Consider the following 21758-nt stretch of genomic DNA (forward strand, 5'->3'; position numbering starts at 1 on the left):
CAGAGGTTCATGAATCTCTCCTCGCGTCCGCTGTTTCCTCTCGATTCCCCGCGACTGAAACGCCGCTCATTCCTGGGTGCTTCCGGCTCGATGCTGGTGGCGCTCGGGGCCAGCCGGGCATGGGGGAACGCCCCGGTGGCGAAGGAGCGTCCCTCCTTCCAAGCCTATCCTTTCCAGCTCGGGGTCGCCTCCGGTGATCCCTCCGCGGATGGCTTCGTGCTGTGGACCCGTCTCGCGCCGGAGCCCCTGCAGGGCGGCGGCATGCCGGATCTCCCGGTGTGGGTTCACTGGCGCGTGGCGGAGGATGAGGCGATGACCAAGGTGGTCGCCAAGGGCAAGGAAGTGGCCAGCCCGGATTGGGCCCACTCCGTGCACGTGGAGGTCACCGGCCTGCGCCCGGACCGTTGGTATTGGTATGAGTTCCGTGCCGGTGCCGAGATCAGCCCGCGTGGCCGGACCCGCACTTTGGAGAGCCCGGACCGCGCCGCGGCGGAGACCTCGATGCTGAAGATGGCCTTCGCCTCTTGCCAGCATTGGGAGGCCGGTTTCTTCACCGCCTACCAGCACATGCTCGCGGAGAATCCGGACATCGTCTTCCACCTCGGCGATTACATTTACGAGGGCCGCGCGAAGGAGGATCAGATCCGCAAGCACAACAGCGCGGAGATCGTGAGCCTGACCGACTACCGCAACCGTCACGCCCAGTACAAGAGCGATCCCTCCCTGCAGGCGATGCACCGGAATGCGCCTTGGGTGGTGACCTGGGATGACCACGAGTTCGACAACAACTGTGCCGGCGACTGCTCGGAGGAGAAGAACATCGATGTCACCGCCTTCCTCGCCCGCCGCGCGGCTGCCTATCAGGCCTACTACGAACACATGCCGCTGCGTGCGGCCTGCGTGCCGAAGGGCCCGGGGATGAAACTCTACCGCAGCGTCCGCCACGGCAGCCTCGTGGATTTCCACGTGCTGGACACCCGCCAGTACCGCACCGATCAACCGAACGACGACGGCCTGAAAGCGCTCGGCACCGCCGCCATGGACCCGAATGCCACCCTCCTCGGCAGCGTCCAGAAGGAGTGGCTGCTCGGTGAACTCGGCAAGTCCCGCGCGACATGGAATGTCCTCGCCCAGCAGGTGATGATGGCCCGCGTGGACCGACATGAGGGCGAAGAAGAGCGCTGCAGCATGGATCAGTGGCCGGGCTACGAGGTCGAGCGGCAGGCCCTCCTCAACGCCTTCTGCCAGATGAAGGTTTCCAACCCGATCGTGCTCACCGGGGATATCCACACCCACTGGGCGAACGAGTTGCCCTGCATCCCGGGCCAGCCGGATTCGCAGATCGCGGGGGCGGAGTTCGTTTGCACCTCCATCACCTCGGGCGGCAATGGCAAGGCCCAGCCGCCCTACATGGATCAGCTCAAGTCGGAGAACCCCTTCGTGAAATACCACGCCACCCAGCGCGGCTACGTGAGCTGCACGATCGACAAGGGCGTCTGGCGCACGGACTTCCGCACCGTGGATTTCGTCACCCGCCCGGGTGCGAAGCTCCACACACCGGCATCCTTCGTCGTGGAGAGCGGGAAGGCCGCGGTCGTCCCGGCCTGACGCGACAGGGGCTAACTTGCGGTTTGCGTCGCGGGGAGGCCCGAGCCTAGCCTCTCCGCATGTCCGTGCCGCGCATTGTCGTCAAAGTCTTCCTTTACCAGATCACCCCGCAGATCTGGCGGCGCTTCTCGGTGCCCGCGTCCTTCACCTTCCTGCAGCTGAATGACGCGCTGCAGGATGCGATGGGCTGGGAGAACAAGCACCCGCACGAATTCCGCCACGGCTCCGGCAAGAACTTGAAAGACGTCATCGGCCCGGTCGGCTTGGCGGATCAGGTGCCGAAGGGCGGTGAATTCCAAGACGAGACCAAGGTCACGCTGGCCGACTTCATCGGCAAGAAGCGCCTGCCGATGCGGATGCTCTACCGCTACGACTTCGCGGAGGACTGGCTGCACGAGATCGTGCTGGAGAAAAAGGAAGAGTCCGAGGAGACCGGCCCGATCATGATCGACGGCGCGCGTGCCTGCCCGCCGGAAGACTTCGGCGGCGCCTTCCAATACATGGAGGCCCTGACCGGCCAGATCGGCTGGTACCGCGGCGAGTACGATCCCGAAGCCTTCGATATCAAGGAAGTGATCTTCGGCGGCAAGAAGCGGAATCCGAAGAAGCGCAAGCTGCTCTAAGCCCGCTCAGGGAGCGAGGGTACTCTCCAGGCGGAGAAAACCACGACCGCCGGGCGTTACCGGGATCCGTGCACGGTAGAGCCCGTCGCTGCCGATGGTCGGCGCGGGCGCGATCCGCGTGAAGGGCGCAGCAAGTCCCGTCGAACTCGTGGCTTGCAGCGTGAAGCGCGTCGAGCTCGGCAGCCGCTTCGGATAGGCCAGTTCGAGTTGCGATCCTCCCGATACCCTCGTGCTGGCGATCTGATCTGCGTCAGGAAGGGTTGGGTTCAGGCCAAGCGCGAACTCCGCACCGGCCTTGATGCCATCGCCATCAGCGTCGCTGTTCTCGCCTTGTCCGCTCAGGCCGAAGCCCGTCATCCAGTTGGCGAAGCTCATGTCGATCTGGACGGCGGATTTGCCCAGCCTGTTGCCGAGCATCTCGGTGGCACTGAGCGGGGCGATGCCGGTCTGATAGCGTTTGTTGAAGCCGCGGATGATCTCGTTCGCGATCACCAGTTGGGCATTGGTGTTCGGGTGGAAGTTCGCGCTGAACTCGCCATTCAACCACAGGTAGTCGAGATCGCCGGTGGCGGTGCCGGAATTCGCAAAGGGAATCCCGTGAATGCCGTAGGAGCTTGAGTCCAGCAGTGAGAGGGTGGGGGTGAAAATGTCCGCGAAGCCGCCGCCCTTTTGCTTGGCCAGTGCCTCGAGACGGGCGTTCAAGTCCTGCAGCATGGCCGTCACCCGCGGCGTCTTCACCGGATCGGTGGGGCAGGTGCTCTTGATGTCCGGCGTGATGCCGATGTGCGGGACCGCCACGACCAGCAACTGGATGTTCGGGTTCTTGGATCGCACGTGATCGAGGACCGCCGTGGCATCGGCCATGAAGTCGTCCACGAAACTGCCCACCGGGTTGCCCTCGTAGATCGATTGGTAAACCCCGCGCACGTCATTCCCGCCGATGAAGAACACCAGCCGCTCGGCATTACTGGTGATCTGGGTGTTCATCTCGGTCACGTTGAACTGGTTCGCTTGATTGAAGTTGGAGACCAACGGATTGCCCAAGGCGTCGGCCAGCGGCGCGAAGTCCGGATCCGCGGCGAGAAGCTGGAGGAAGGTCTTCTGACCTAGGACGAACTCCCGCAGCTGATCCACTTTCAACCCGGGAATGGCCCAGTTGAAGCGGTTGCGCAGGAAAAGGGTGTAGGTGTTTCCGCCGAGGAGGGCGAAGCTCAGACGGAAGGTCACCCGCGCGCCTTGGTCGAAGTGGGCATTGCGATAATTGGTGGAGCTCAGAGTCTCGATCCAGTTGCGCACCGTCGCGGGCATGTTGTCGCCGTAGGTGCCAGCGGATGATCCCGCCGCGGGCGGCACGGTGATCCGGAAGCAGAACTCGCCCTCGTAGCCGTAGGTCAGGGAGTCCCCGAGAGTGACCACTTGGTCGGCGGCTTGTAGCGGAAGGTGCAGGCCGAGCATCAGCGAGAGCAGGAGGGGGAGTTTCACGCGATCATGCATAGCTTTTGGTTCCAGCGAGTCCAGCCCCCCGGCTACGCGGAAACCGGACCGAATCGTCATGGACGCCGCCTTGCTTTTCCCCGAGCCTCCCGGGCATGGCCCATATCGGCGAGCGCGCCACCCTTACCATTCTCCGCGAGCAACCCTTCGGACTCTTCCTCGATGCCGGGGACGAGCTGGGCGAGGTGCTGCTGCCGCGCCGCGAGATGCCGGTGAAATGGCACGTGGGGGGCGAGGTGGATGTCTTCCTCTACCACGACTCCGAGGATCGCCCGGTCGCGACCATGAAGCACCCCAAGGTGATGCCTGGGGACTTCGCTTACCTCGAGGTGCTTGCGGTGACCGGTGTCGGCGCCTTCCTCGATTGGGGCCTGCCTAAGGATCTGCTGTTGCCTTTCCGCGAGCAGAAGGAGCGGCTTGAGGTGGGCAAGTCCTACGTCGTCCATGTGCATGTGGACCCGGCCAGCGGCCGCATCGTCGCGACCCGCCGCCTGAACAAGTTCCTCAACCAGACCAAGCCGGACTATAAGGAAGGCCAGGAGGTGGAGCTGATGCTCTATGGTAAGACGGAGCTCGGCTACAAGGCGATCATCGAGGGCAAGCACTCCGGCGTTCTCTTCGCCAATGAAGTGTTCCGCCGCTTGCGTGCGGGGGAGAAGACCAAGGGCTATGTGGTGCAGGCCAGACCCGATGGGAAAATCGATCTCTCGCTTTATCCTCCGGGCCGCGCCCGCATCGATGACCTCGAAACCCGCATCGAGGACGAACTCAAGCAGCGCGGCGGCTTCTGGGCCCTCAGCGATTCCAGCCCGGCGGAAGAGATCCACAAGGCTCTAGGCGTGAGCAAAAAGGCCTTCAAGCAGGCGACCGGAGCGTTGTTCAAGAAGCGCAAGATCGCCCTCAGCGACGAGGGGATGCGCTTGGTCGAGTAGCTGCGGTGACAGACTTCCCCCGCGCGACCGGAAAGATGGGCGGTATCCTGCACGTCCCGTCCTTCCGATCCCATGAAAGCCGTCGCGTTGCTCCCTTTCCTCGCCCTCGCGTGTCTCCATGCCGAGGAGTCTTATCCGGTCGATCCCGCCTCGCAGCGGCAGGAGGGTGTGCCGAAGGGGGTGACCACCAAGCACAGCTTCAATGCCAGCAAGGTCTACCCCGGCACGGAGCGCACCTACTGGCTGCATGTGCCGGCCCAGTATGATCCGGCCAAGCCGGCCTGCCTGATGGTCTTCCAAGACGGCGGCGGCTATGTGAACGAGGGCGGCGCGAACAAGATCCCGATCGTCTTTGATAACCTGATCGCGAAGAACGAGATGCCGGTCACCATCGGCCTCTTCATCGATCCGGGCGTGGTGCCCGCACCGAACGATCAGGCCCAGCCCCGCTTCAACCGCAGCTACGAATACGACGCCTTCAGCGGGGACTATGCGAAGTTCCTGATCGACGAGCTGATCCCTGAGGTGGCGAAGAACTACAACCTGAGCACCAACCCGGACCACCGCGCGATTTGCGGTGCTTCCTCCGGTGGCATCGCGGCCTTCAACGTGGCATGGCAGCGACCGGACGCCTTCCGTCGCGTCTACTCGATGATCGGCACCTTCGTCGGCCTGCGGGGTGCGGACGAGTTCGAGACATTGGTCCGCAAGACCGAGCCGAAGCCGATCCGGGTCTTCCTGCAAGACGGCTCGAACGATCTCAACATCTATTGCGGCGATTGGTGGATGGCGAACCAAGCTATGCTTACCGCGCTGAGCTTCTCCGGCTACGAGGTGAATCACAAATGGGGTGAAGGCCCTCACTCCCACCAGCACGGCGGCGCGATCATGCCGGAGGTGTTGCGCTGGTTGTGGAAGGATTTCCCGAAGCCGGTGACCGTGAACTACGAGGCCTGCCGCGGTCGGGCGAAGGACATGCTCATCCCCGGACAGGATTGGCAACTCATCAGCAGCGGCCACGGCTTCACGGAAGGGCCGATCGCGGCGGCGGATGGCAGCGTCTACTTCACCGATATCCCGAAGAGCACGATTCATCGCGTCGCTCCCGATGGCGGCGTTTCGGTCTTCCTCGAGAACACGCAGGGAACCAACGGTCTCGCCTTCGGTCCGGATGGACGGCTCTACGGCTGCCGCACGGGCAGCGGTGAGATCGTCTCTTGGGACATCGCCACCAAGGACGAAAAGGTCCACGCGAAGGACATCAAAGCAAACGATCTGGTCGTGGCGAACGATGGAACCATCTACGCGACGGAGCCGCAGAAGAAGGCCGTGTGGATCATCCGCCCGGGCCAAGACAAGGTGATGGGCACCGACCGTTGCAATGGCGTGAACGGTGTAACCCTCACCCCTGACCAGACCCGCCTGGAGATCGCTGATCCGGGCGGCCGCTACATCTGGTCGGCCACACGGGCGGCGGATGGTTCGCTGACCAATGTTCAGCCTTACCATCATCTGCACCTGCCGCCCGCCGATCCCGATCCGCGGAGCCGGGCGGACGGTCTGAAGGTTACCCGCGATGGCTGGCTCCTCGTTGCCACCGCGATGGGCATCCAGGTCTGCGACCAACCCGGTCGGGTGAACCTGATCATCCTGATGCCCGCGGGCTCTCGCGCTCCTTCCAATCTCTGCTTCGGCGGGCCGGAGCAAAAGACCCTCTACGCCACCGCAGGGGACAAGGTGTTCAAGCGCGAGACCAAGCTCACGGGAATCCGTGCCTGGGAAAAGCCCGTGATGCCGCCCAAGCCCGGCCTCTGATCGCGCCCATCACTTCGCCGCCTCGATCGCCGCGACCCGTTCCTTGATCCACTTGCTCTCCGCTTCCATGCCATGCTTCGCGTGGAAGCGATCGAGCAACCCATAGCGCTCCAAGGGATCGAAGCGAACGGCGTGGTAGAGCTTTCTCAAACACACCGGGCAGAGCTCCATCGGCGTGGAGTCCGCTTCCTCCAGATGGTTCGCCCCGTTCATGTTGCACTCGTAGTGAACGCAGTGCCGGATCCCGAACATGTGCCCCATCTCGTGGGTGAGGATCTTCGCCGCACGCCGTAGCACCAAGTTGCGCGTCCCTTCGTCAGCTTCGCCGCCGTCCCATGAGGGATGATAGCGCGCGAAACTGAAGACCCCCGTTCGTTCCCGGAGCGAGGCCTGCCCGAAGACGAAGTTCCATGCCTCCTCCGGATAGAGATCGGTCATCGTGACCGCGATCATCGCATAGCCATCGGCAGGAAGCTTCGCCTTCAACCAATCGAGGATGTCGGTGCTTTTCCACTGCTTCTTCGCGGAGATCCGGTTGATGCGCTCCGTCGCAGGGACCTCCTTGTCCCCGATCACCGGAAGCATGCCAACCTCCAGCGGATGATAGTAGGCCGCCGTGTATTCCCGCAGCAGATCCAGATCGGGAGCGATACCCTTCTCGAAGTTTCCAATCGGCAGGATATAGAGCTTCCTCCGGCGTCCGTTCGGCAGATTGGGACGCGATGAGATGTATTGGTTGAAAGTCTGTCCGTCCTCCTGATGGAGGGTAAGCCAATCGTTGAAGGCCGGCTCCTTCTTTGCTTGGAACTCACCGGTGTCGCTAAACACACGTCGCAGCTTCGGATCGAGCGAGACGAGCGATCCCACCGCCGCGGTCCGGGCTTCCTTGTTAGGTGATTCGAAAGCCGCGAAGGCGAAGCTGCCGAGCGCGACGAGCAGGGGAATCAGGGCGCGGAACTTCATCGTCCCATCCCAAGCGAACATCGCTGGCCTTCCAAGCCGAAAGGATAATCACGCTCAGCTTATCGCTTCCGACCCGCCCGCCCTTTCTTCGGATAGCTCACCTTGTCGCGCGGCGCGGCCGCCGCAGGTGTTCCCGATTTCAGCGCCGCGATCTGGTCGCGCAGGTGTGCTGCCCGTTCGAATTCCAGCTTGGCGGAGGCATCGAGCATCTCGCGCTCCAGTTCGGCCAGCACCCGCACCTTGTCATAGGCCTCCTCGTCCTCGGCCACCATCGAGCGATTCAGCTTGTCCGCGCTGTCGCGCTGGTTCGAGTAAAGCTGCAGGCTCTCCTGCACCGCACGTTTCACGCTCTGCGGCGTGATCCCGTGCTTCTCGTTGTGCTCCATCTGCCGGCTGCGGCGATACTCCGTCACATCGATGAGCCGCTGGATCGAATCGGTGACCTCGTCGCAGAAGAGCACGCACTGGCCGTTCAGGTGCCGCGCTGCCCGTCCCGCCGTCTGGATCAAGCTGGTTTCGTTGCGTAGGAAGCCCTCCTTGTCCGCATCGAGAATGCAGACCAGCGAGACTTCCGGCAGGTCCAGTCCCTCACGCAGCAAGTTGATTCCGACCAGGATGTCGAAAGCCGCGGCCCGCAGCTGCCGCAGGATCTCCACGCGCTCCACCGTGTCGATGTCCGCATGGATATACCGCACCTTCAGCCCGGTGCCCTGCAGATACTCGGAGAGATCCTCCGCGGTCTTCTTCGTCAGCGTCGTAACCAGCACACGCTCGCCTTTCTCCACCCGCTGGCGGCAGAGCTCGATGGTCTCGTCGATCTGGTGCTTGAGCGGTCGCAGCACCAGCGTGGGATCGAGCAGGCCGGTAGGCCGGATGATCTGTTCCACCACCAACGCCTTACCCGAGCGTTCCGGATCGAAGTCCGCAACCGGCTCGGCACTGCCGCTCGGCTTGACCCGCATCTGCTTCAGATCGATGTGCGTGAAGCCGCGGTCATCGCCGCGTCCCTTCACCGGGATGTAGCGCTTGTTATCCGGGCGCGAATTGACGATCTCGAAGGGCCCCGGCGTCGCGGAGACGTAGAGCCGCTGGTGAGTCATCTGCATGAACTCGTCGAACTTCAGCGGCCGGTTGTCGAGCGCGCTGGGCAGGCGGAAGCCGTGATCCACCAGCACCGTCTTGCGGCTCTTGTCGCCCTCGAACATCCCGCCGATCTGCGGAATCGTCGCGTGGCTCTCGTCGATCATCAGCAGGAAGTCGCGCGGGAAGAAATCGAGCAAGGTGTGCGGTCGCGATCCCGGCGGGCGCCCGGTCAGGTGCCGCGAGTAGTTCTCGATCCCTTGGCAGAAACCCATCTCCTGCATCATCTCGATGTCGTAGTCGGTCCGCATCCGCAGCCGCTGGGCCTCGATCAGCTTGCCCTCCTTCTCGAACCAAGCCACGCGCTCCTCCGCCTCCTTGCGGATCTCCACGATGGCGCGCTTCATCTTCTCGCCCGGCGTCACGAATTGCTTCGCCGGGAAGAAGGTGTGCTTGTCCACCCGGTCGATCGTCGCGCCGGTCAGCGTGTCGATCGTGGTGATGCGGTCGATCTCGTCGCCGAAGAACTCGATCCGCACCGCCGTCTCGTCGAGGTAGGCCGGATGCACTTCGACCACGTCCCCGCGCACCCGGAACTTGCCACGACCGAAGGCGATGTCGTTCCGCTCGAAAAGGATCGCGACCAGCGATTGCAGAAAGTCGTCGCGGCGGAGCTCCTGCCCCACCCACACCGGCACCATCATCCCTTGATAATCGTCCGGCGATCCCAAGCCGTAGATGCAGGATACCGACGCGATCACAATCGTGTCCTCGCGGGTCAGTAGTGAACCCATCGAGGACAGGCGCAAGCGCTCGATCTCGTCGTTGATCGACGAGTCCTTCTCGATGTAGGTATCGGTTCGGGGAATGTAAGCCTCCGGCTGGTAGTAATCGAAGTAGGAAACGAAGTACTCGACCGCGTTGTGCGGGAAGAAGTTCTTGAACTCCGAGTAAAGCTGAGCCGCCAGCGTCTTGTTGTGGCTCATGATCAGCGTCGGTTTCCCGATCTGCTCGATCACGTTCGCCATCGTGAAGGTCTTCCCGGAGCCGGTAACCCCGAGCAGCGTTTGATGGGTGTTTCCCGCGCGGATGGACTTCACCAGCTTGGCAATCGCCTGAGCCTGATCGCCTTGGGGGGAATACTCGCTGTTCAGTTGGAATGCCATCCGGCCCCCTGTCTAAACCCGGAATCGGGTTGCCGCAAGGGCACTCGCACGGAGGCCTAGGACTCCCTTGCTTCCGCGGAGTGCTCCCTCTGCCAAGCAACGATTCTGGGATGGATGGCCGCCAGATCATCGTCCTTCAGAGCCATCTCCAGGAAAGTTTTCTTCTCCTCCGCGGGTAACCGGGAAAGCAGCGCGAGCGCTTCCTCCACCCGGCCTTGCACACAGGCATAACAGGCCAGGTTGTAGTGAATCAGCAATTGCTCAGGGTGCTGCTTCTGCCCGCGTTGCAAGATCGCCTCCGCCGCCGCGATCGAGTCCGCCCGGCGCGTTGCGAAGGCTGCTTGAATCCACCATGCGGGATCTCCGGGATCCTGCTCCAGCATCGGCAGGCAGACCTCCATCGCCTCGCGCCACTGGCCCATGCGGAACATTGCATCCACACGCAGATGCAGCACCACCCGGCTCTCTTGGGCTTCCTGTGGCAGAGCGTCGAGTTCCTCCATCGCATCCTCCGCCAAGCCGAGCTCCAGATAGCCGGTGACGCGCAGGAAGGAGGCAGCGATCTCGTCGTTCACGGCAACCAGATTCCACGCTTCGGAACCGGAGAAAAGTCCCGAAGCGGGAATCTCATGTCGAGAGGAATTCCGCAGCCCGCCGCTCGGACCAGTATTCATCCGGTCCGCCGCTGAAGCCGCAGTGACCCCCATCGGCAGGGATCTCCAGATGAAAAGTTCGGCTCGCCTCCGCTTCCTCGCGCGGGAAGCAACCGGGTCCTAGAAAGGGATCGTTCGCCGCATTCACCAGCAGGGCGGGAATCGTGATCCGCGGCATGAAGGGTCGCGAGCTCGCCCGCGCCCAGTAGTCCGCGGCATCCCGGAATCCGTGCAAGGGTGCCGTGAAGCGGTCGTCGAACTGCCGGAAGTTCCGCACCCCGCCGATTCCTGTTAGATCGATCTCGCCGGGAAAGTGCGGCTGCTTCTCCGCCAGCTTCCGCCGCAGCGAGCGCAGGAAACGGTCCATGTAAACCCGGTTCGTCCGCGTCGACAGACGCCGCGAGGAGCAAGCCAGATCGCAAGGCACCGAGAATGCCACCGCCCGATGGAGTCGCGGCGAGACTGGTGCCCGTTCGCCCAGATACTTCAGCGTCATGTTACCACCGAGACTGAAGCCAACGAGATCGATCCGCGCGGCCGGGTGCACCCTGAGCGCATGAAGCACCACCTCATGGAGATCGTGGCTCGCTCCACTGTGATAGAACGGCAGCAGGCGATTCAGCTCGCCGCTACAGCCGCGATAGTTCCACGCCAGCACATCCCAGCCGCGCCGCTGGAGCGCTGTCGCCATGCCTTGGATGTAGGGTGCCTTCGAGTCGGCCTCCAATCCATGCGAGAGGATCGCCAGTCGTTCCCGTCCTTGGGTGGACCAATCTAGGTCGAGGAAGTCACCATCCGGAAGTTCCAGCCGCTCGCGCCGCGTCGTTATGAATGGCATCCGTCGGAATAGCGCCGGATGAATGGTCTGCAGATGCCCGCCCGGCAGATAGGCCGGTGCACGGTAGGCGGATTCGAGCAGCGGCACACCGCGAGTATGGAGCCGCCCAATCCCATGACAAGAGCGGCGGAGCCGCAGATTCCGCGCTTCGCACTACCCACGACCGATCCTTCTGCTACTTCGCGGCATGGCTTTCACCCTGCATCCCCGGCTTGAAGCGGGCGGATTCGATCTCGGAACCTTGCGCGGCTGCCGCGTGCTGCTGAAGAACAACGCACTCTTCCCATGGATCATCCTCGTCCCGGAAGTGGAGGAGGGGATCGAAGATCTCCACCAACTCGAGCCGGAGCGATTCCGGGAAGTCACCGGGCTGATCCGTGAAGTCTCCTGCTTCGTCTCCGATCACTTCCAGCCGGACAAGCTGAACGTGGCCTGCATCGGCAATCAGGTCCGCCAGATGCACATCCACATCGTCGGGCGCTCGCCGGGAGATCCGGCGTGGCCCGGGGTTGTGTGGTCTTTCGAGGGCAAGGAGGCTTACACCGAGGATGCGATAGCCGCGGTGAAGCGAGCTTTTGCGGACCGCTTCGTCTGATAGCTCACTTGCCGGCGACCAACGGATTGGCGGTCACGGCATCGCCTTCCTTGAGCATCGCGTTCGGGCTGATGATCACCACGCTGTCCGCCTTCAGGGCGGCGGAGGTCAGCTCCATCTGCGGTCCGAGGTTGCGGCCCGGCAGCACGTCGATGAACTTCACCTTGCCGCCTTCGACCACGCCCACCGTGGACTTGCCTTCTCTCAGCACCAGCGCGTTGTTCGGTAGCAGGAAGGTGCCGGGAGCGGGCGGCAGCTTGAAGGTCACCGTGCCGGTGAGGCCGGCGGGTAGGCTCAGGTCCGCGTTGTCGAGCAGGAGCTCCACACGCATCGTGCCGGAGCTGGTGTCGAAGTAATTGCTCGAGCGGGTCACCTTCGCCGGGAAGGCCTTCCCGGGCAGCTCCGGGAAGCGCACGGATGCCTCGGTCTCGCTCGTGAGGCGCAGGCCCACATCCGGCGTCGCGGCCACCGCGAAGCGCAGCTGGTTCAACCGCGCGAGATGGAAAGCCCACTCCGCGGTCGTGGCGGAGTCGCCCCGCACGAAGTCACCGCGATCGATGCGGCGCGCCACCACGGTGGCCCGGAAGGGAGCCCGCACCACGGAGAACTTCTGCAGCTCCTCCAAGCGCCTCACCTCCGCAAGCGCCATGCGGACCGCGGCTTCCAGTTCGGCGGCGGATGCTTGTCGTTGTTCGGACTCTTCCTGCGAGACCGCCTTCGCCTCGGCCAGTCCGGCGGAGCGCTTCGCCGTGCTACGGGCGATCTCGGCACGCGCTACCGCCTGCTCCACCGCGGCCTTGGCCGTTTCCAGTTCCTGCTCGATTTCCGGGATGTCGATCACGGCAAGCGTGTCGCCCTCTTGCACCCGGTCGCCGATGTCCACCGGACGCTCCTTCACCGTGCCGGTAGCGCGGGAAAAGATGCGCGCCTGTTCGACCGGTTCGGTGCGGCCCGGGAGTTCAAAGCTGCGGGTGCCCGGAGCCGGAGCAGGAGCTACGGTCCGGACCGTGGCCGGTTCCTGCGCGCTGGCAGCGGCAATCATCAGGATGGGAACAAAGCGGCGGATCATGGCAAATGGAAGATGGATGAAAGGCGTGGGGAAAAGCTCAGGTCAGTTCGGGCAGACCTTCGGGTTCGATATCGGAGTCGGATTCCGTTTCGGTTTTCTGGGCACTCTTGGCCGTCAGACCGCGCACGAAGGCAAAGGCCACCGGCACCACGAAAAGCGATGCCATCGTGCCGAAGACGAGACCGCCGATCACGGCGCGTCCCAGCGGTGCATTCTGTTCACCGCCTTCCGCATGTCCGAGCGCCATCGGGATCACGCCGAGGATCATCGCCAGCGCGGTCATCATCACCGGGCGCAGACGCGTGGTCGCGGCTTCGATCGCGGCATCCATCGCGGTCTCTCCCTGATCGAAGCGATCACGAGCGAAGCTGCTCACCAGCACGCTGTTCGCGGTCGAGACGCCGACCACCATGATGATGCCCATGAGGGCGGGAACGCTGAGCGGTGTGCCGGTGACCCAGAGCCCGAAGAGCGCTCCGGACACGGCCACCGGAAGCCCGCTGATCGCGACAAAAGGCAGGGTCCAGGATTGGAAATTCACCACCATCACCAGGAAGACCAGCACGGCTGCCAGACCCAGGCCTCCGATCAGCTCGGAGTACGCGGAGTTCATCAGTGCCGCCTGCCCAGTGAGCTCGATCTTGTTACCCGGCTTCTGCTGTGCGCGCAGGCCGGTAGCGGCCACCGCATCTTTGCCGTCGAGTGCAGGCTTCGCCTCTTGGCCGATGATGCCGTTCAGCTCCTTGGTCAAGCTGCCGAGGTCGCGGCCATCGGCATTTGCCACCACGGTGAAGGTCGGTTGCAGCGTGGTCCGCGAAACACTTGCAGGTGAGCGCTTCTCGACCACCGTCGCGAAGGCGCGCAAGGGCACCGGGAGCCCGCCCCCGACTGAAGGCCGGATCGGCAGGTTCAGCAGCTGCTCGACGGAACCGAGGGTCGAGGGTGGAGCGATCACCTGCACGTCGTAGGAGGCACCGGTGGTAGGATCGGACCAATAGTTGGGCGCGATCGAGCCACCGCTGCCCAGAGCGGCGAGCATCGCGTTCGCCGCATCTTGCTGGGTGATGCCGAAGGTGGCGGCGCGGGAGCGATCCACGCGGATGGCGTAGCCGGGTTGATCGAGCACCTCGCGCAGCGTCACGTCCACCGCGCCGGGAACCTTTGAGAACTTCTCGCGGAGTTCCTTTGCCAGCGCCAGGTTGCCGGGAACATCACGGCCCATGAAGCGGACTTCAAAGGTGGTCGGCGCACCGGAGGCCAGCGTCTGGCTGGTGGCGTCTGCAGGACGGAAGAAGGACTGCACCTCCGGGAATTTCTCGGCGAGCATCTCGCGGATCTTGCGTTCGTAGCCCGCGCTGGGGCCGTGCTCACCTTGGAGCTGCACCAGGATCTCGCCGTCCGCGGAGCTGATCGAGGTGGTCTCCACCCATGCTTGGTTCACGGATGACGGCGCACCGATGTTCTCCACTACGAACTGCAGCTCCTCCTTCGGGATGATACTGCGCACCTCGCGCTGGATGTCCGCCATCACCCGGGCGGTATCCTCGATGCGGATTCCGCTCGGGATGCGGACGAAGAGACGGATAAGACCGGCATCGGTTTTCGGGAAGAACTCACGGCCCGAATTGAAGGCGGAGAACACACCGATGGACGCAGCAATGAAAATCGGCACCAGGATGAGAACCTTCCAGCGCATCAGGAACTTCAGGATGCCGCCTTGGAACTCCGCCACCTTGTCCACGCCGTGCTCGATGCCGTGGTGGATTCTCGAAAGGCCGCGCGGCGGCAGCCCCGCCCGCTTTTTCTCTGCGCGTGCTTCCGCCGGCAGGATGATCGAGGCCAGCGTCGGCACCAAGGTACGGGCCAGGAGATAGCTCGCGATCATCGCGAAAACCACCGCCAGCGCTAGCGGGCGGAAGACATAGGAGGCGGTGCCGCTCAGTAGGAAGATCGGCAGGAAGACGATACAGATCGAGATCGTGGAAACGAACTCGGGGAAGGCCACCTCCTTCGCACCGTCGATGATCGCCTGACGCACGTCCTTGCCCAGCGATATCTGCCGCTTGATGTTCTCGATCTCCACCAGCGAGTTGTCCACGAGGATGCCGATGGCCAGCGCGAGACCGCCCAGCGTCATCAGGTTGAAGGTCGCACCGACCAGGCTCAGGCCCACGATCGAGCACAGCAGCGCCAGCGGGATCGAGGTGAGCACGATCATTGTTGAGCGCCAGGAACCGAGGAAGAGCAGCACCACGGCCGCTACCAGGCCGCCGACCAGCAGGATCTCATGCTCCACACCCTTCACCGCCGCACGCACGAAGACGGATTGGTCGAAGATCGGCTCGATCATCATCCCCGGAGGCGCGGCTTTCCGGACTTCGTCCATGCGCGCCATGATCCCGTCGATGATGTCCACCGTGGAAGCATTCCCGAGCTTCAGGATCGAGATCATCACCGCGTTCTGGCCATTGAGGCGGGCGATGTTGGAGCTCACGGCCTCGCCGTCCCGCACGTTTGCCACGTCGCGCAGCAGGATGGTGCGGCCATCGACCGAGCGCAGCGGCAGATCGAGGAAAGCCTGGATGTTCTCCGGGCTGGCATTCAGCTCCACCGGCAGCTCGCGGCCACCTTCGCGCAGCGAGCCGGAGGGCAGCGTGAGATTCTGGCGACCCACCGCGGTATTCACTTCCGCGGCGGACATGTCGAAGGCATTCAGTGCTTCGGGATCCAGATCCACCATCACCTGACGTGCCGCGCCGCCGTAGGGCAGCGAGATCCGCATGCCCGGTATGCTCTGGAGCTGGGCACGCAATGCCAGACGCGCGTAGTCGAAGAGTTGCCCCCCGGTCATCGTGTCCGAGGAGATGACCATTTGCACGATCGGCACGCTCGAAGGACTGGTCTGAACGATCAATGGCGGCGTTGTCCCCGCGGGCATCCGTCGCAGGATCGTTTGCGATACACCGGTAGACTGGGCCAGCGCCGTGTTGATGTTCACGTAGGGCTGGAACTTCAGCTTCACCAGGCCGATGCCGTTCGAGGTTTCCGAGCGGACTTCCAGCAAGTCGTCCACGTTGTTCATCGTGGCGATCTCGGAGAAGGAGGTAACCTTCGAGGCCATCTCCGCCGCGTTCAGGCCGTTGTAGGACCACACCAGCGTGATCTCGGGGCTATCCACCTTCGGCAGGATGTCCGTCGACATCTTCCGCGCAGACATGACCCCGAAGAGCAGGATCAAAATGCCGAGAACGCCGATGGTATACTTGTAACGGAGTGCAAAGAGAACGATCCACATGACTTTATCGGAGTCCCGCGCCCCTCGCAGGGGCTTGATTTGACGAAGCACCGGATGCCCGGGACCTGTGCGGTATTCCCGAATTCGTCCGGCGCCAGGTCTTTTCCCGGCAGCGCGTTTCGCGCCACCTTAGTTCGATAATCATCAAACGTCGCCGTCTTTTTGGTTTGAAACACTTTGTGCTAAGAAATGATGTTACTCGGTGTCACGTAGCCAGTGCCGATCATGAAACCCGCTCTATTTCTTTTTCCTCTCCTCTTCGCATCCGCTCTTGCTGAACCGGAAGCTCTCTTTAATGGCAAGGACCTCAGCGGCTGGACCGCCGATGTCCCCGAGGCCGACAAGAAGCCGGACATCAAGCCGAGCTTCATCGTGCGTGATGGCAAGCTCGTCTCGCTCGGCACGCCCCTCGGGCATCTCGTGACCGATAAGGAATACGCGAACTACCGCCTGACCGTGGAGTATCGCTTCACCGGTCAGGGCGGGAATTGCGGCGTACTGGTCCACAGCTCGAAGCCGCGCATGCTCTACGGGATGTTTCCGCAATCGATCGAAGTCCAGATGCAGTCAGGCAATGCGGGAGACTTCTGGTGCATCGGCGAGAACATCGACGTGCCGGACATGGAAAAGCGTCGCCCGCACAAGGAAGGCCAGAAGTTCGGTGGCGGTCCGGAGGACGCGCGGAACATCAAGAACCTCACCGACGGGTCCGAGAAGCCCCTCGGTGAGTGGAACACCATGGTGATCACCTGCAAGCAGGACACCATCAAGGTGGAGGTGAACGGCACCGAAGTGAACTTCGGCAGCAAGGCCACCGCGGAGAAGGGTAAGATCGCCCTGCAAGCCGAAGGCACCGAAGTCGAATTCCGCAAGGTCGAGCTGGAACCGGTGAGGTGAGACCACGGTTCACCGCGATCGGGTGTTTTTTGCTGGTGCTGGGAGCGGGCTGCAAACGTCCTGCTCCGGCACCGGCCCCCGCGGTGTCAGTCACGGTGTCCGAGTCTTCCTTCTGGGTCTGGCATCGCTCCAGTGATTTGAGCGACGGCGAAATCGCCGCCTTGAGATCGGTCGCTGCACCCCGCCTCTACTGGCAGATTGCCGAGTTCGGGTGGCGTGATGGCAAGTGGACTCCCCGGTCTCTGGGGAAACCGCCGGAACCCTTGCCGGACGGTGGTCCCGTGATCGTTCCGGTCGTCCGCCTCGATCCCGGGGCGGACAGCCTGCTCAAGCCGGAGGCCGCCGCATCGCTCGTCCGTTGGCTGCGTTTCCATTATGGCGATGCCCCACCGCGCATCCTCCAACTCGATTACGATTGTCCGCTGCGGCTGCTTCCCCGCTATGCCGGGTATCTCTGGGAGCTGAAGTCTCAGCTCGGTCTGGAAGAGATCTCGGTCACCGCCTTGGCTTCGTGGATCGATTCACCGGCATTGGCGGATCTTGGAGAGGTCGTGAGCGAACTGGTACCGATGTTCTACGACATCGCTCCGGATCCTCCTGATCAGGTGAGCCGTGGAACTTTCGTTCCCATGGCGGGTGCGGAAGCGGAGAAATGGATCGGACGCTGGAAGGCTTGCCGGACTCCGTGGCGGGCGGGTCTTCCGAATTTCGAGCGGCTCACTCTGTTCGAAAGTGATGGCAATCTTGTAGGCCACCTGCGGCAGTGGAGTCCTGAATCGCTCGCCGCCTCTTCTCTTTTCGAACCGCTCGATCAAGCTCCGGGCCTTGCCTCCTACCGCGTCATTCGTGCCGGTTCGCTTGATGGCACCGCGCTCGAACCCGGACAGATCCTCGCTTGGCGCGCACCGGGGGAGGACTCCTTGCGTCGATTGCTCGCGGCCTCCACTTCATCCGGGTCACGCGGCATCGTGTGGTTTGCCCTGCCCGGGCCCGGGCTGCGGGCGAGTTACTCGCCCTCCCATCTCTCCGCGCTTTCAAAGGGCAGCGAGTTGCTTCCGTCCCTCCGCATGCGCATCGATGGGGATGGTCGCGTGGTGCTCCGGAATGATGGGCCTGCAGATCTCTCGATCAAGCCGGGTGAAGCACCGCACCGTTTGGTTCTGGAGGCCAATCAGCCTCATACCTTCAAGGCGCGCGGGCCGGGCCGATTCTTCTCGCTTGAGCCGCACCCTGATTCAGCTCTCTCCATCGAATTTTCGCAAAGAATCGCGTTATCTTTTGTGGAGCTCCGCGTAGGATCGGAGATCGCAAGCGAATCGGGCCTGATCCCTTCCAGGGAAGGCCGCGAACTCCGGTGGTCCCTCGACGACTCCGCACCCGTACCCTTCGAATGAAACGCCGCGTCTTGCTGTTGACGCCTCTCCTCATCGCCTGTGGACCTTTCTTCTATCAGGCACCGCCTCCGCTCGAAAGCTATCCTCAGCGTATCCCCGGAAAAGGCTGGAGCGAGGTCCTCGAAGACTTCCGCCCTCTCGCGCCGGATGCCGCGAAGGAGTCGGAGCTGATCGAATCCTGCGTCGTCTTGATCGGGGAGCTGCCCTCGCTGGGCTCCGCCGAATGCCAGGCACGCATCGATGGAATGATCGCTCGCAATCGCGAGGGCGTCTTCAGCGCGAGAATCGCGGATCTTCTCAATGAGTTCCGCGAGTTGGCTGCCGACGATTCCCTGAGTGCTCCCGTCGCCACTTACCTGACGGAGCGCATCGAGCAGATCCGCACCGGGAGCGCGGATGCCACTCCGGCACCGGTCCGGAACTGGAATCAGACTCCTGATGAGTTTGCTCAAGCCGTCGAGGACCATCGGGTCCGGCAGGAGGCGGTGCTGACCCGCATGGATCTTGCGATGAAGGAGGCTCCTCCCGCCTTGCTGCCGAATTACGGGATTCGCCGCGCCCGCTACCTGTTCGATTGTGGTGACTATGCTTCGGCCCGCGCGGCCTTCGCGGATGCTGCCGTTGCCTTCCCGCGTCACCCGCGAGTCGAGATCGCCCGCTTCATGGTCGGGCGCTGTCTCCTTGAAAGCATGCGCAAGCAGAGGGCCGTCCTCAAGCCGCCCGGCCTTGGGAGTCCTGAAATGAGAAAGCTTCATCAGGAGGTGGTGGATTCCTTCCAAGCCTATCTCACCCAGTATCCTCAGGGCAGATTCGTTCCGGATGCCTACGGCTGGCTCGCGGCGGCGGAGGTGGAAGTAGGCAATCATGCCGCTGCGGTCGAGTTGCAGCTACAGCGCCTTGAGAGTCGTCCCTCGCGCGAGATCTTCCGTTCGGTTTTGCGCGAGTGCGATGGGCTTTTTGCCGCATTGCTCGCGGCTCCGGATGCGTCCTCCCACCGGGATTTCCAGGGCAATGCCCTGCCGTGGAGGACTCTTGCGAAGTACCCCGAAGTCGCCCGCATATTTGTCTATCAGGCCTTGGACCCGCTTGCCCGGTCGGGCTTCCCCGATCCACACGAGAATTTCACCAGCGATGCCAGCACCTTGGACTTCCTCCATCGCCGCGTCATCTCTCCGCGGCGCTTCACGAAGTCCGCGCTCAAGCAGCTTGGCGCGGCAGTAGCGGGAGTTCCTGGCAACAGTCCCGATCCGTTTATTCTCCTCGTTCTCGGCTGGGCATCGATCATGGAAGATGAACCCGGCCAGGCACTCGTCCTCTTCGGCCGCGCGCTTGCGAACCGCAAGTCGGATGATCTGCTCCAAGGCCGGGCGGTGGCTCTGACCGCATTGGGCCGTCACCGTGAAGCGGCGGCTGCCTATGGCGAGCTGATGGAATCCTTCCCCGCGAGCATTCTAGCGAAGCCTGCGGGCTTCGACCGTGCCACCGCCAGGTATCGCGGTGGCGAGGCGGGCGAAGCATTCCTGGACATGCTCGGGCTCGTTTCGGATTCCTACTCGGAGGATGCCGGACCCCGTCTGCATCCCGAGTTCGAACCGCGCCAATGGCTCGATTCCATCGCTCAGTTCGCTCCCTTGGATGAACTGGCGAAACCTCTGGAGCGTCTCGCCCCGGAGGAAGATGGCGCACGCTTGCTTCGCGCGGTGGTCCGCGGCCGGGCCATGGCGGTGGGCCGTTTCGATCTGGCCCGCCGTCATCTGGATCCTCCTCGCGCGGAGGATGATCGCGGGTGGATCTCGGTCTTCTATCTTCCCGACCGCCTCCATCTCGATGAAGCGGCTTGGGAGAAAGACGTCGCACCGCTGGCCGCCGCCCTTCAGCGCCTTCAGCAAGGAGACGGAAACGAGGCCGCCCTGCAACTTGAGGTCGGTCGCGCATGGAAAGCAGCCCGCGGCAGGCTCACCCTCCCGCTGCAGCAATTGTTCGATTACGCCCGCAGCGAGGGCGAGAAGCTGGATCTGCTGCGCCGCCGCAATGCCGCATTCCTCCGCATCCCCGCGGATGCAGTTGTGAAGGAACTGGATTCCAGGGATGAACTCCATCACGCCCTCCGGCACTTCCTCGCCGCCGCGGATCTCTCGAAGGATCCGGCGATTGTTGCCCCGGCGCTGGAAGAGGCGAACGAAGCCCTTTTCCGCCTCGCGGAGTTCTCCGAGTACCGCTTGTCGCGTGCCATCGAGACGGACGCAGCCGCCCTCTCTGCTCGCGCCGTGGAGCGCCTGCGCCATGAGTTCGCCGATCGCGCTGAAGCAGGCCGCGCCATTTCTTGGACGTTCACCCCGCCGATCATGCTCGGCCGCTGGATGCCTGGGGACTACAACGCGGCGAATTCCGCCGAAGCGATCTTGGCATCAGTGGCATCCCGACAAGGCGCCTCCGAGCAACTCCTCTGGTCCCTCTCCTCTCTAACAGCTCGGGACGGCCGCGATATCGGCGACATCCGCCGCACCCTCCGCGAATGGCGCGCGGATTTCGCTCGCAAGCGCCCGGGACTGGAGACGGATGAAATCAATCGCATTGGCGACGACTTGGATGACCTCTCATCCGCTGCCCTGGCACCGGGCATCACCATCGATCTCTTCCAGCGCTATGCCGAGCTGCGCTTGTCCCGCGGCGTCCCTCCCGCCGCTGAGGGCGAGTGGAAGCCGCTCGCGGCCCATCTCGCCTTCCTCGACCGGATCCGCGAAGTGGAAAATGAAGACGGATGGATGAGGCCCAACGGCAACACCATCGCGTCTTGGGAAGAATACCTGCGGATGTTCCCGAACGGTCCCAAGTCCCGCTCAGCCTCCTTCCGCCTGCTTCGCCTCAAGGTCCGCGAGATCGCACCCATACCTCAAGTCCGGGCCTTCTTCTTCCCGGAAGCCCCGATCCCCGGCGGCTACAAGCACTTGCTCCGTCCCTCGTCCGCTGTTCCCGAAAAGGTGGCCGCGCTGGAAGCCGAACTCGCCGCCCATGCCGCCCGCTACCCGGATCGCTACGTGGCGGATCTTGCCATGCTGCGTGCCGCCTTGGCTGCCCACCGCGGCGACTACACCATCGCCTTGGAGAATCTCAGCTCGGTTCTCGCCGATCCTGATCATCCCGAGCTCCGGATGGATGCCGCGCTCTACTTCTCCGAGATCAGCCTGCGCATTCTCGATCTCTCGGACCGCGCTTCCGTGATGGACGCCTTCCGCAAGGCACCCGCGGCCATGCCATGGCTCGAAAAGCTGGTAAATGGCGATACCTGCCTCTCGCGCCTTCGGCCGCTGATGCCTTGCTTGGACCAGTCCTGAC

The 21758-nt window shown here is 63.3% G+C and carries 15 protein-coding genes; 8 read left to right on the forward strand and 7 right to left on the reverse strand.

Going from position 1 to position 21758, the window contains the following annotated elements; genetic code table 11:
- Positions 1-9 precede the first annotated feature (9 nt).
- Both OJ996_RS15550 and OJ996_RS15555 read left to right on the forward strand, forming a co-directional pair.
- Complete coding sequence (locus OJ996_RS15550; RefSeq protein ID WP_264514545.1) at positions 10-1608, forward strand: alkaline phosphatase D family protein; 1599 nt, start codon at positions 10-12, stop codon at positions 1606-1608.
- Positions 1609-1667: 59 nt separating this feature from the next.
- Positions 1668-2231 (forward strand): plasmid pRiA4b ORF-3 family protein, encoded by a 564-nt coding sequence (locus OJ996_RS15555; protein ID WP_264514546.1) that lies wholly within the window; start codon positions 1668-1670, stop codon positions 2229-2231.
- A 6-nt stretch (positions 2232-2237) separates the two neighbouring features.
- Here OJ996_RS15555 and OJ996_RS15560 read toward each other — a convergent pair whose 3' ends face one another.
- Positions 2238-3713, reverse strand: coding sequence for an SGNH/GDSL hydrolase family protein (locus OJ996_RS15560; protein ID WP_264514547.1), 1476 nt, complete (start codon positions 3711-3713; stop codon positions 2238-2240).
- A 107-nt stretch (positions 3714-3820) separates the two neighbouring features.
- Between OJ996_RS15560 and OJ996_RS15565 the strand changes: the two genes are divergently transcribed.
- The gene (locus OJ996_RS15565) at positions 3821-4657 is read left to right on the forward strand and encodes a CvfB family protein (protein ID WP_264514548.1); all 837 of its coding nucleotides are present in this window, start codon (positions 3821-3823) and stop codon (positions 4655-4657) included.
- Between the two features lie 72 nt (positions 4658-4729).
- Positions 4730-6472: an SMP-30/gluconolactonase/LRE family protein gene (locus OJ996_RS15570; RefSeq protein ID WP_264514549.1), complete on the forward strand. Its 1743-nt coding sequence runs from the start codon at positions 4730-4732 to the stop codon at positions 6470-6472.
- 9 nt (positions 6473-6481) lie between these two features.
- Here the strand turns inward: OJ996_RS15570 and OJ996_RS15575 are convergent, their stop codons facing one another.
- Genes OJ996_RS15575 through OJ996_RS15590 form a run of 4 tightly spaced genes read right to left on the reverse strand, consistent with a single transcriptional unit; the run spans position 6482 to position 11259 of the window.
- A complete protein-coding gene (locus tag OJ996_RS15575; protein ID WP_264514550.1) occupies positions 6482-7456 on the reverse strand; it encodes an archaemetzincin in 975 nt (324 codons plus the stop codon).
- A gap of 38 nt (positions 7457-7494) precedes the next feature.
- Entirely contained in the window at positions 7495-9681 is a 2187-nt protein-coding gene (locus OJ996_RS15580; RefSeq protein WP_319800696.1) for an excinuclease ABC subunit UvrB, read from the reverse strand.
- 56 nt (positions 9682-9737) lie between these two features.
- A complete protein-coding gene (locus tag OJ996_RS15585; protein ID WP_264514551.1) occupies positions 9738-10256 on the reverse strand; it encodes a tetratricopeptide repeat protein in 519 nt (172 codons plus the stop codon).
- A gap of 52 nt (positions 10257-10308) precedes the next feature.
- On the reverse strand, positions 10309-11259 hold the full coding sequence (locus tag OJ996_RS15590; protein ID WP_264514552.1) for a YheT family hydrolase: 951 nt from the start codon (positions 11257-11259) through the stop codon (positions 10309-10311).
- Between the two features lie 100 nt (positions 11260-11359).
- Between OJ996_RS15590 and OJ996_RS15595 the strand changes: the two genes are divergently transcribed.
- Positions 11360-11767: an HIT family protein gene (locus tag OJ996_RS15595; RefSeq protein ID WP_264514553.1), complete on the forward strand. Its 408-nt coding sequence runs from the start codon at positions 11360-11362 to the stop codon at positions 11765-11767.
- A 4-nt stretch (positions 11768-11771) separates the two neighbouring features.
- Here the strand turns inward: OJ996_RS15595 and OJ996_RS15600 are convergent, their stop codons facing one another.
- On the reverse strand, positions 11772-12836 hold the full coding sequence (locus tag OJ996_RS15600) for an efflux RND transporter periplasmic adaptor subunit (RefSeq protein WP_264514554.1): 1065 nt from the start codon (positions 12834-12836) through the stop codon (positions 11772-11774).
- A gap of 37 nt (positions 12837-12873) precedes the next feature.
- Positions 12874-16131: an efflux RND transporter permease subunit gene (locus OJ996_RS15605; protein WP_264514555.1), complete on the reverse strand. Its 3258-nt coding sequence runs from the start codon at positions 16129-16131 to the stop codon at positions 12874-12876.
- Between the two features lie 225 nt (positions 16132-16356).
- On the opposite strand from OJ996_RS15605, the gene OJ996_RS15610 reads away from it, so the two are divergent.
- From OJ996_RS15610 to OJ996_RS15620, 3 genes are all read left to right on the forward strand, one after another.
- Positions 16357-17028, forward strand: a complete 672-nt coding sequence (locus tag OJ996_RS15610) for a 3-keto-disaccharide hydrolase (protein WP_264514556.1) — start codon at positions 16357-16359, stop codon at positions 17026-17028.
- A gap of 95 nt (positions 17029-17123) precedes the next feature.
- On the forward strand, positions 17124-18422 hold the full coding sequence (locus tag OJ996_RS15615; protein ID WP_264514557.1) for a DUF3142 domain-containing protein: 1299 nt from the start codon (positions 17124-17126) through the stop codon (positions 18420-18422).
- A complete protein-coding gene (locus tag OJ996_RS15620) occupies positions 18419-21757 on the forward strand; it encodes a tol-pal system YbgF family protein (protein ID WP_264514558.1) in 3339 nt (1112 codons plus the stop codon). The genes OJ996_RS15615 and OJ996_RS15620 overlap by 4 nt, the downstream gene beginning before the upstream one ends.
- The last annotated feature ends 1 nt before the right edge of the window (position 21758 follow it).

Source organism: Luteolibacter rhizosphaerae, assembly GCF_025950095.1.
Taxonomy (GTDB): domain Bacteria; phylum Verrucomicrobiota; class Verrucomicrobiia; order Verrucomicrobiales; family Akkermansiaceae; genus Haloferula; species Haloferula rhizosphaerae.

Bases quoted from the DNA above. Each gene is read 5' to 3' on its own strand.
- OJ996_RS15620 (WP_264514558.1), top strand. From the start codon at position 18,419: ATGAAACGCCGCGTCTTGCTGTTGACGCCTCTCCTCATCGCCTGTGGA.
- OJ996_RS15555 (WP_264514546.1), top strand. From the start codon at position 1,668: ATGTCCGTGCCGCGCATTGTCGTCAAAGTCTTCCTTTACCAGATCACC.
- OJ996_RS15570 (WP_264514549.1), top strand. From the start codon at position 4,730: ATGAAAGCCGTCGCGTTGCTCCCTTTCCTCGCCCTCGCGTGTCTCCAT.
- OJ996_RS15595 (WP_264514553.1), top strand. From the start codon at position 11,360: ATGGCTTTCACCCTGCATCCCCGGCTTGAAGCGGGCGGATTCGATCTC.
- OJ996_RS15610 (WP_264514556.1), top strand. From the start codon at position 16,357: ATGAAACCCGCTCTATTTCTTTTTCCTCTCCTCTTCGCATCCGCTCTT.
- OJ996_RS15565 (WP_264514548.1), top strand. From the start codon at position 3,821: ATGGCCCATATCGGCGAGCGCGCCACCCTTACCATTCTCCGCGAGCAA.
- OJ996_RS15580 (WP_319800696.1), bottom strand. From the start codon at position 9,681: ATGGCATTCCAACTGAACAGCGAGTATTCCCCCCAAGGCGATCAGGCT.
- OJ996_RS15575 (WP_264514550.1), bottom strand. From the start codon at position 7,456: ATGTTCGCTTGGGATGGGACGATGAAGTTCCGCGCCCTGATTCCCCTG.
- OJ996_RS15550 (WP_264514545.1), top strand. From the start codon at position 10: ATGAATCTCTCCTCGCGTCCGCTGTTTCCTCTCGATTCCCCGCGACTG.
- OJ996_RS15600 (WP_264514554.1), bottom strand. From the start codon at position 12,836: ATGATCCGCCGCTTTGTTCCCATCCTGATGATTGCCGCTGCCAGCGCG.
- OJ996_RS15605 (WP_264514555.1), bottom strand. From the start codon at position 16,131: ATGTGGATCGTTCTCTTTGCACTCCGTTACAAGTATACCATCGGCGTT.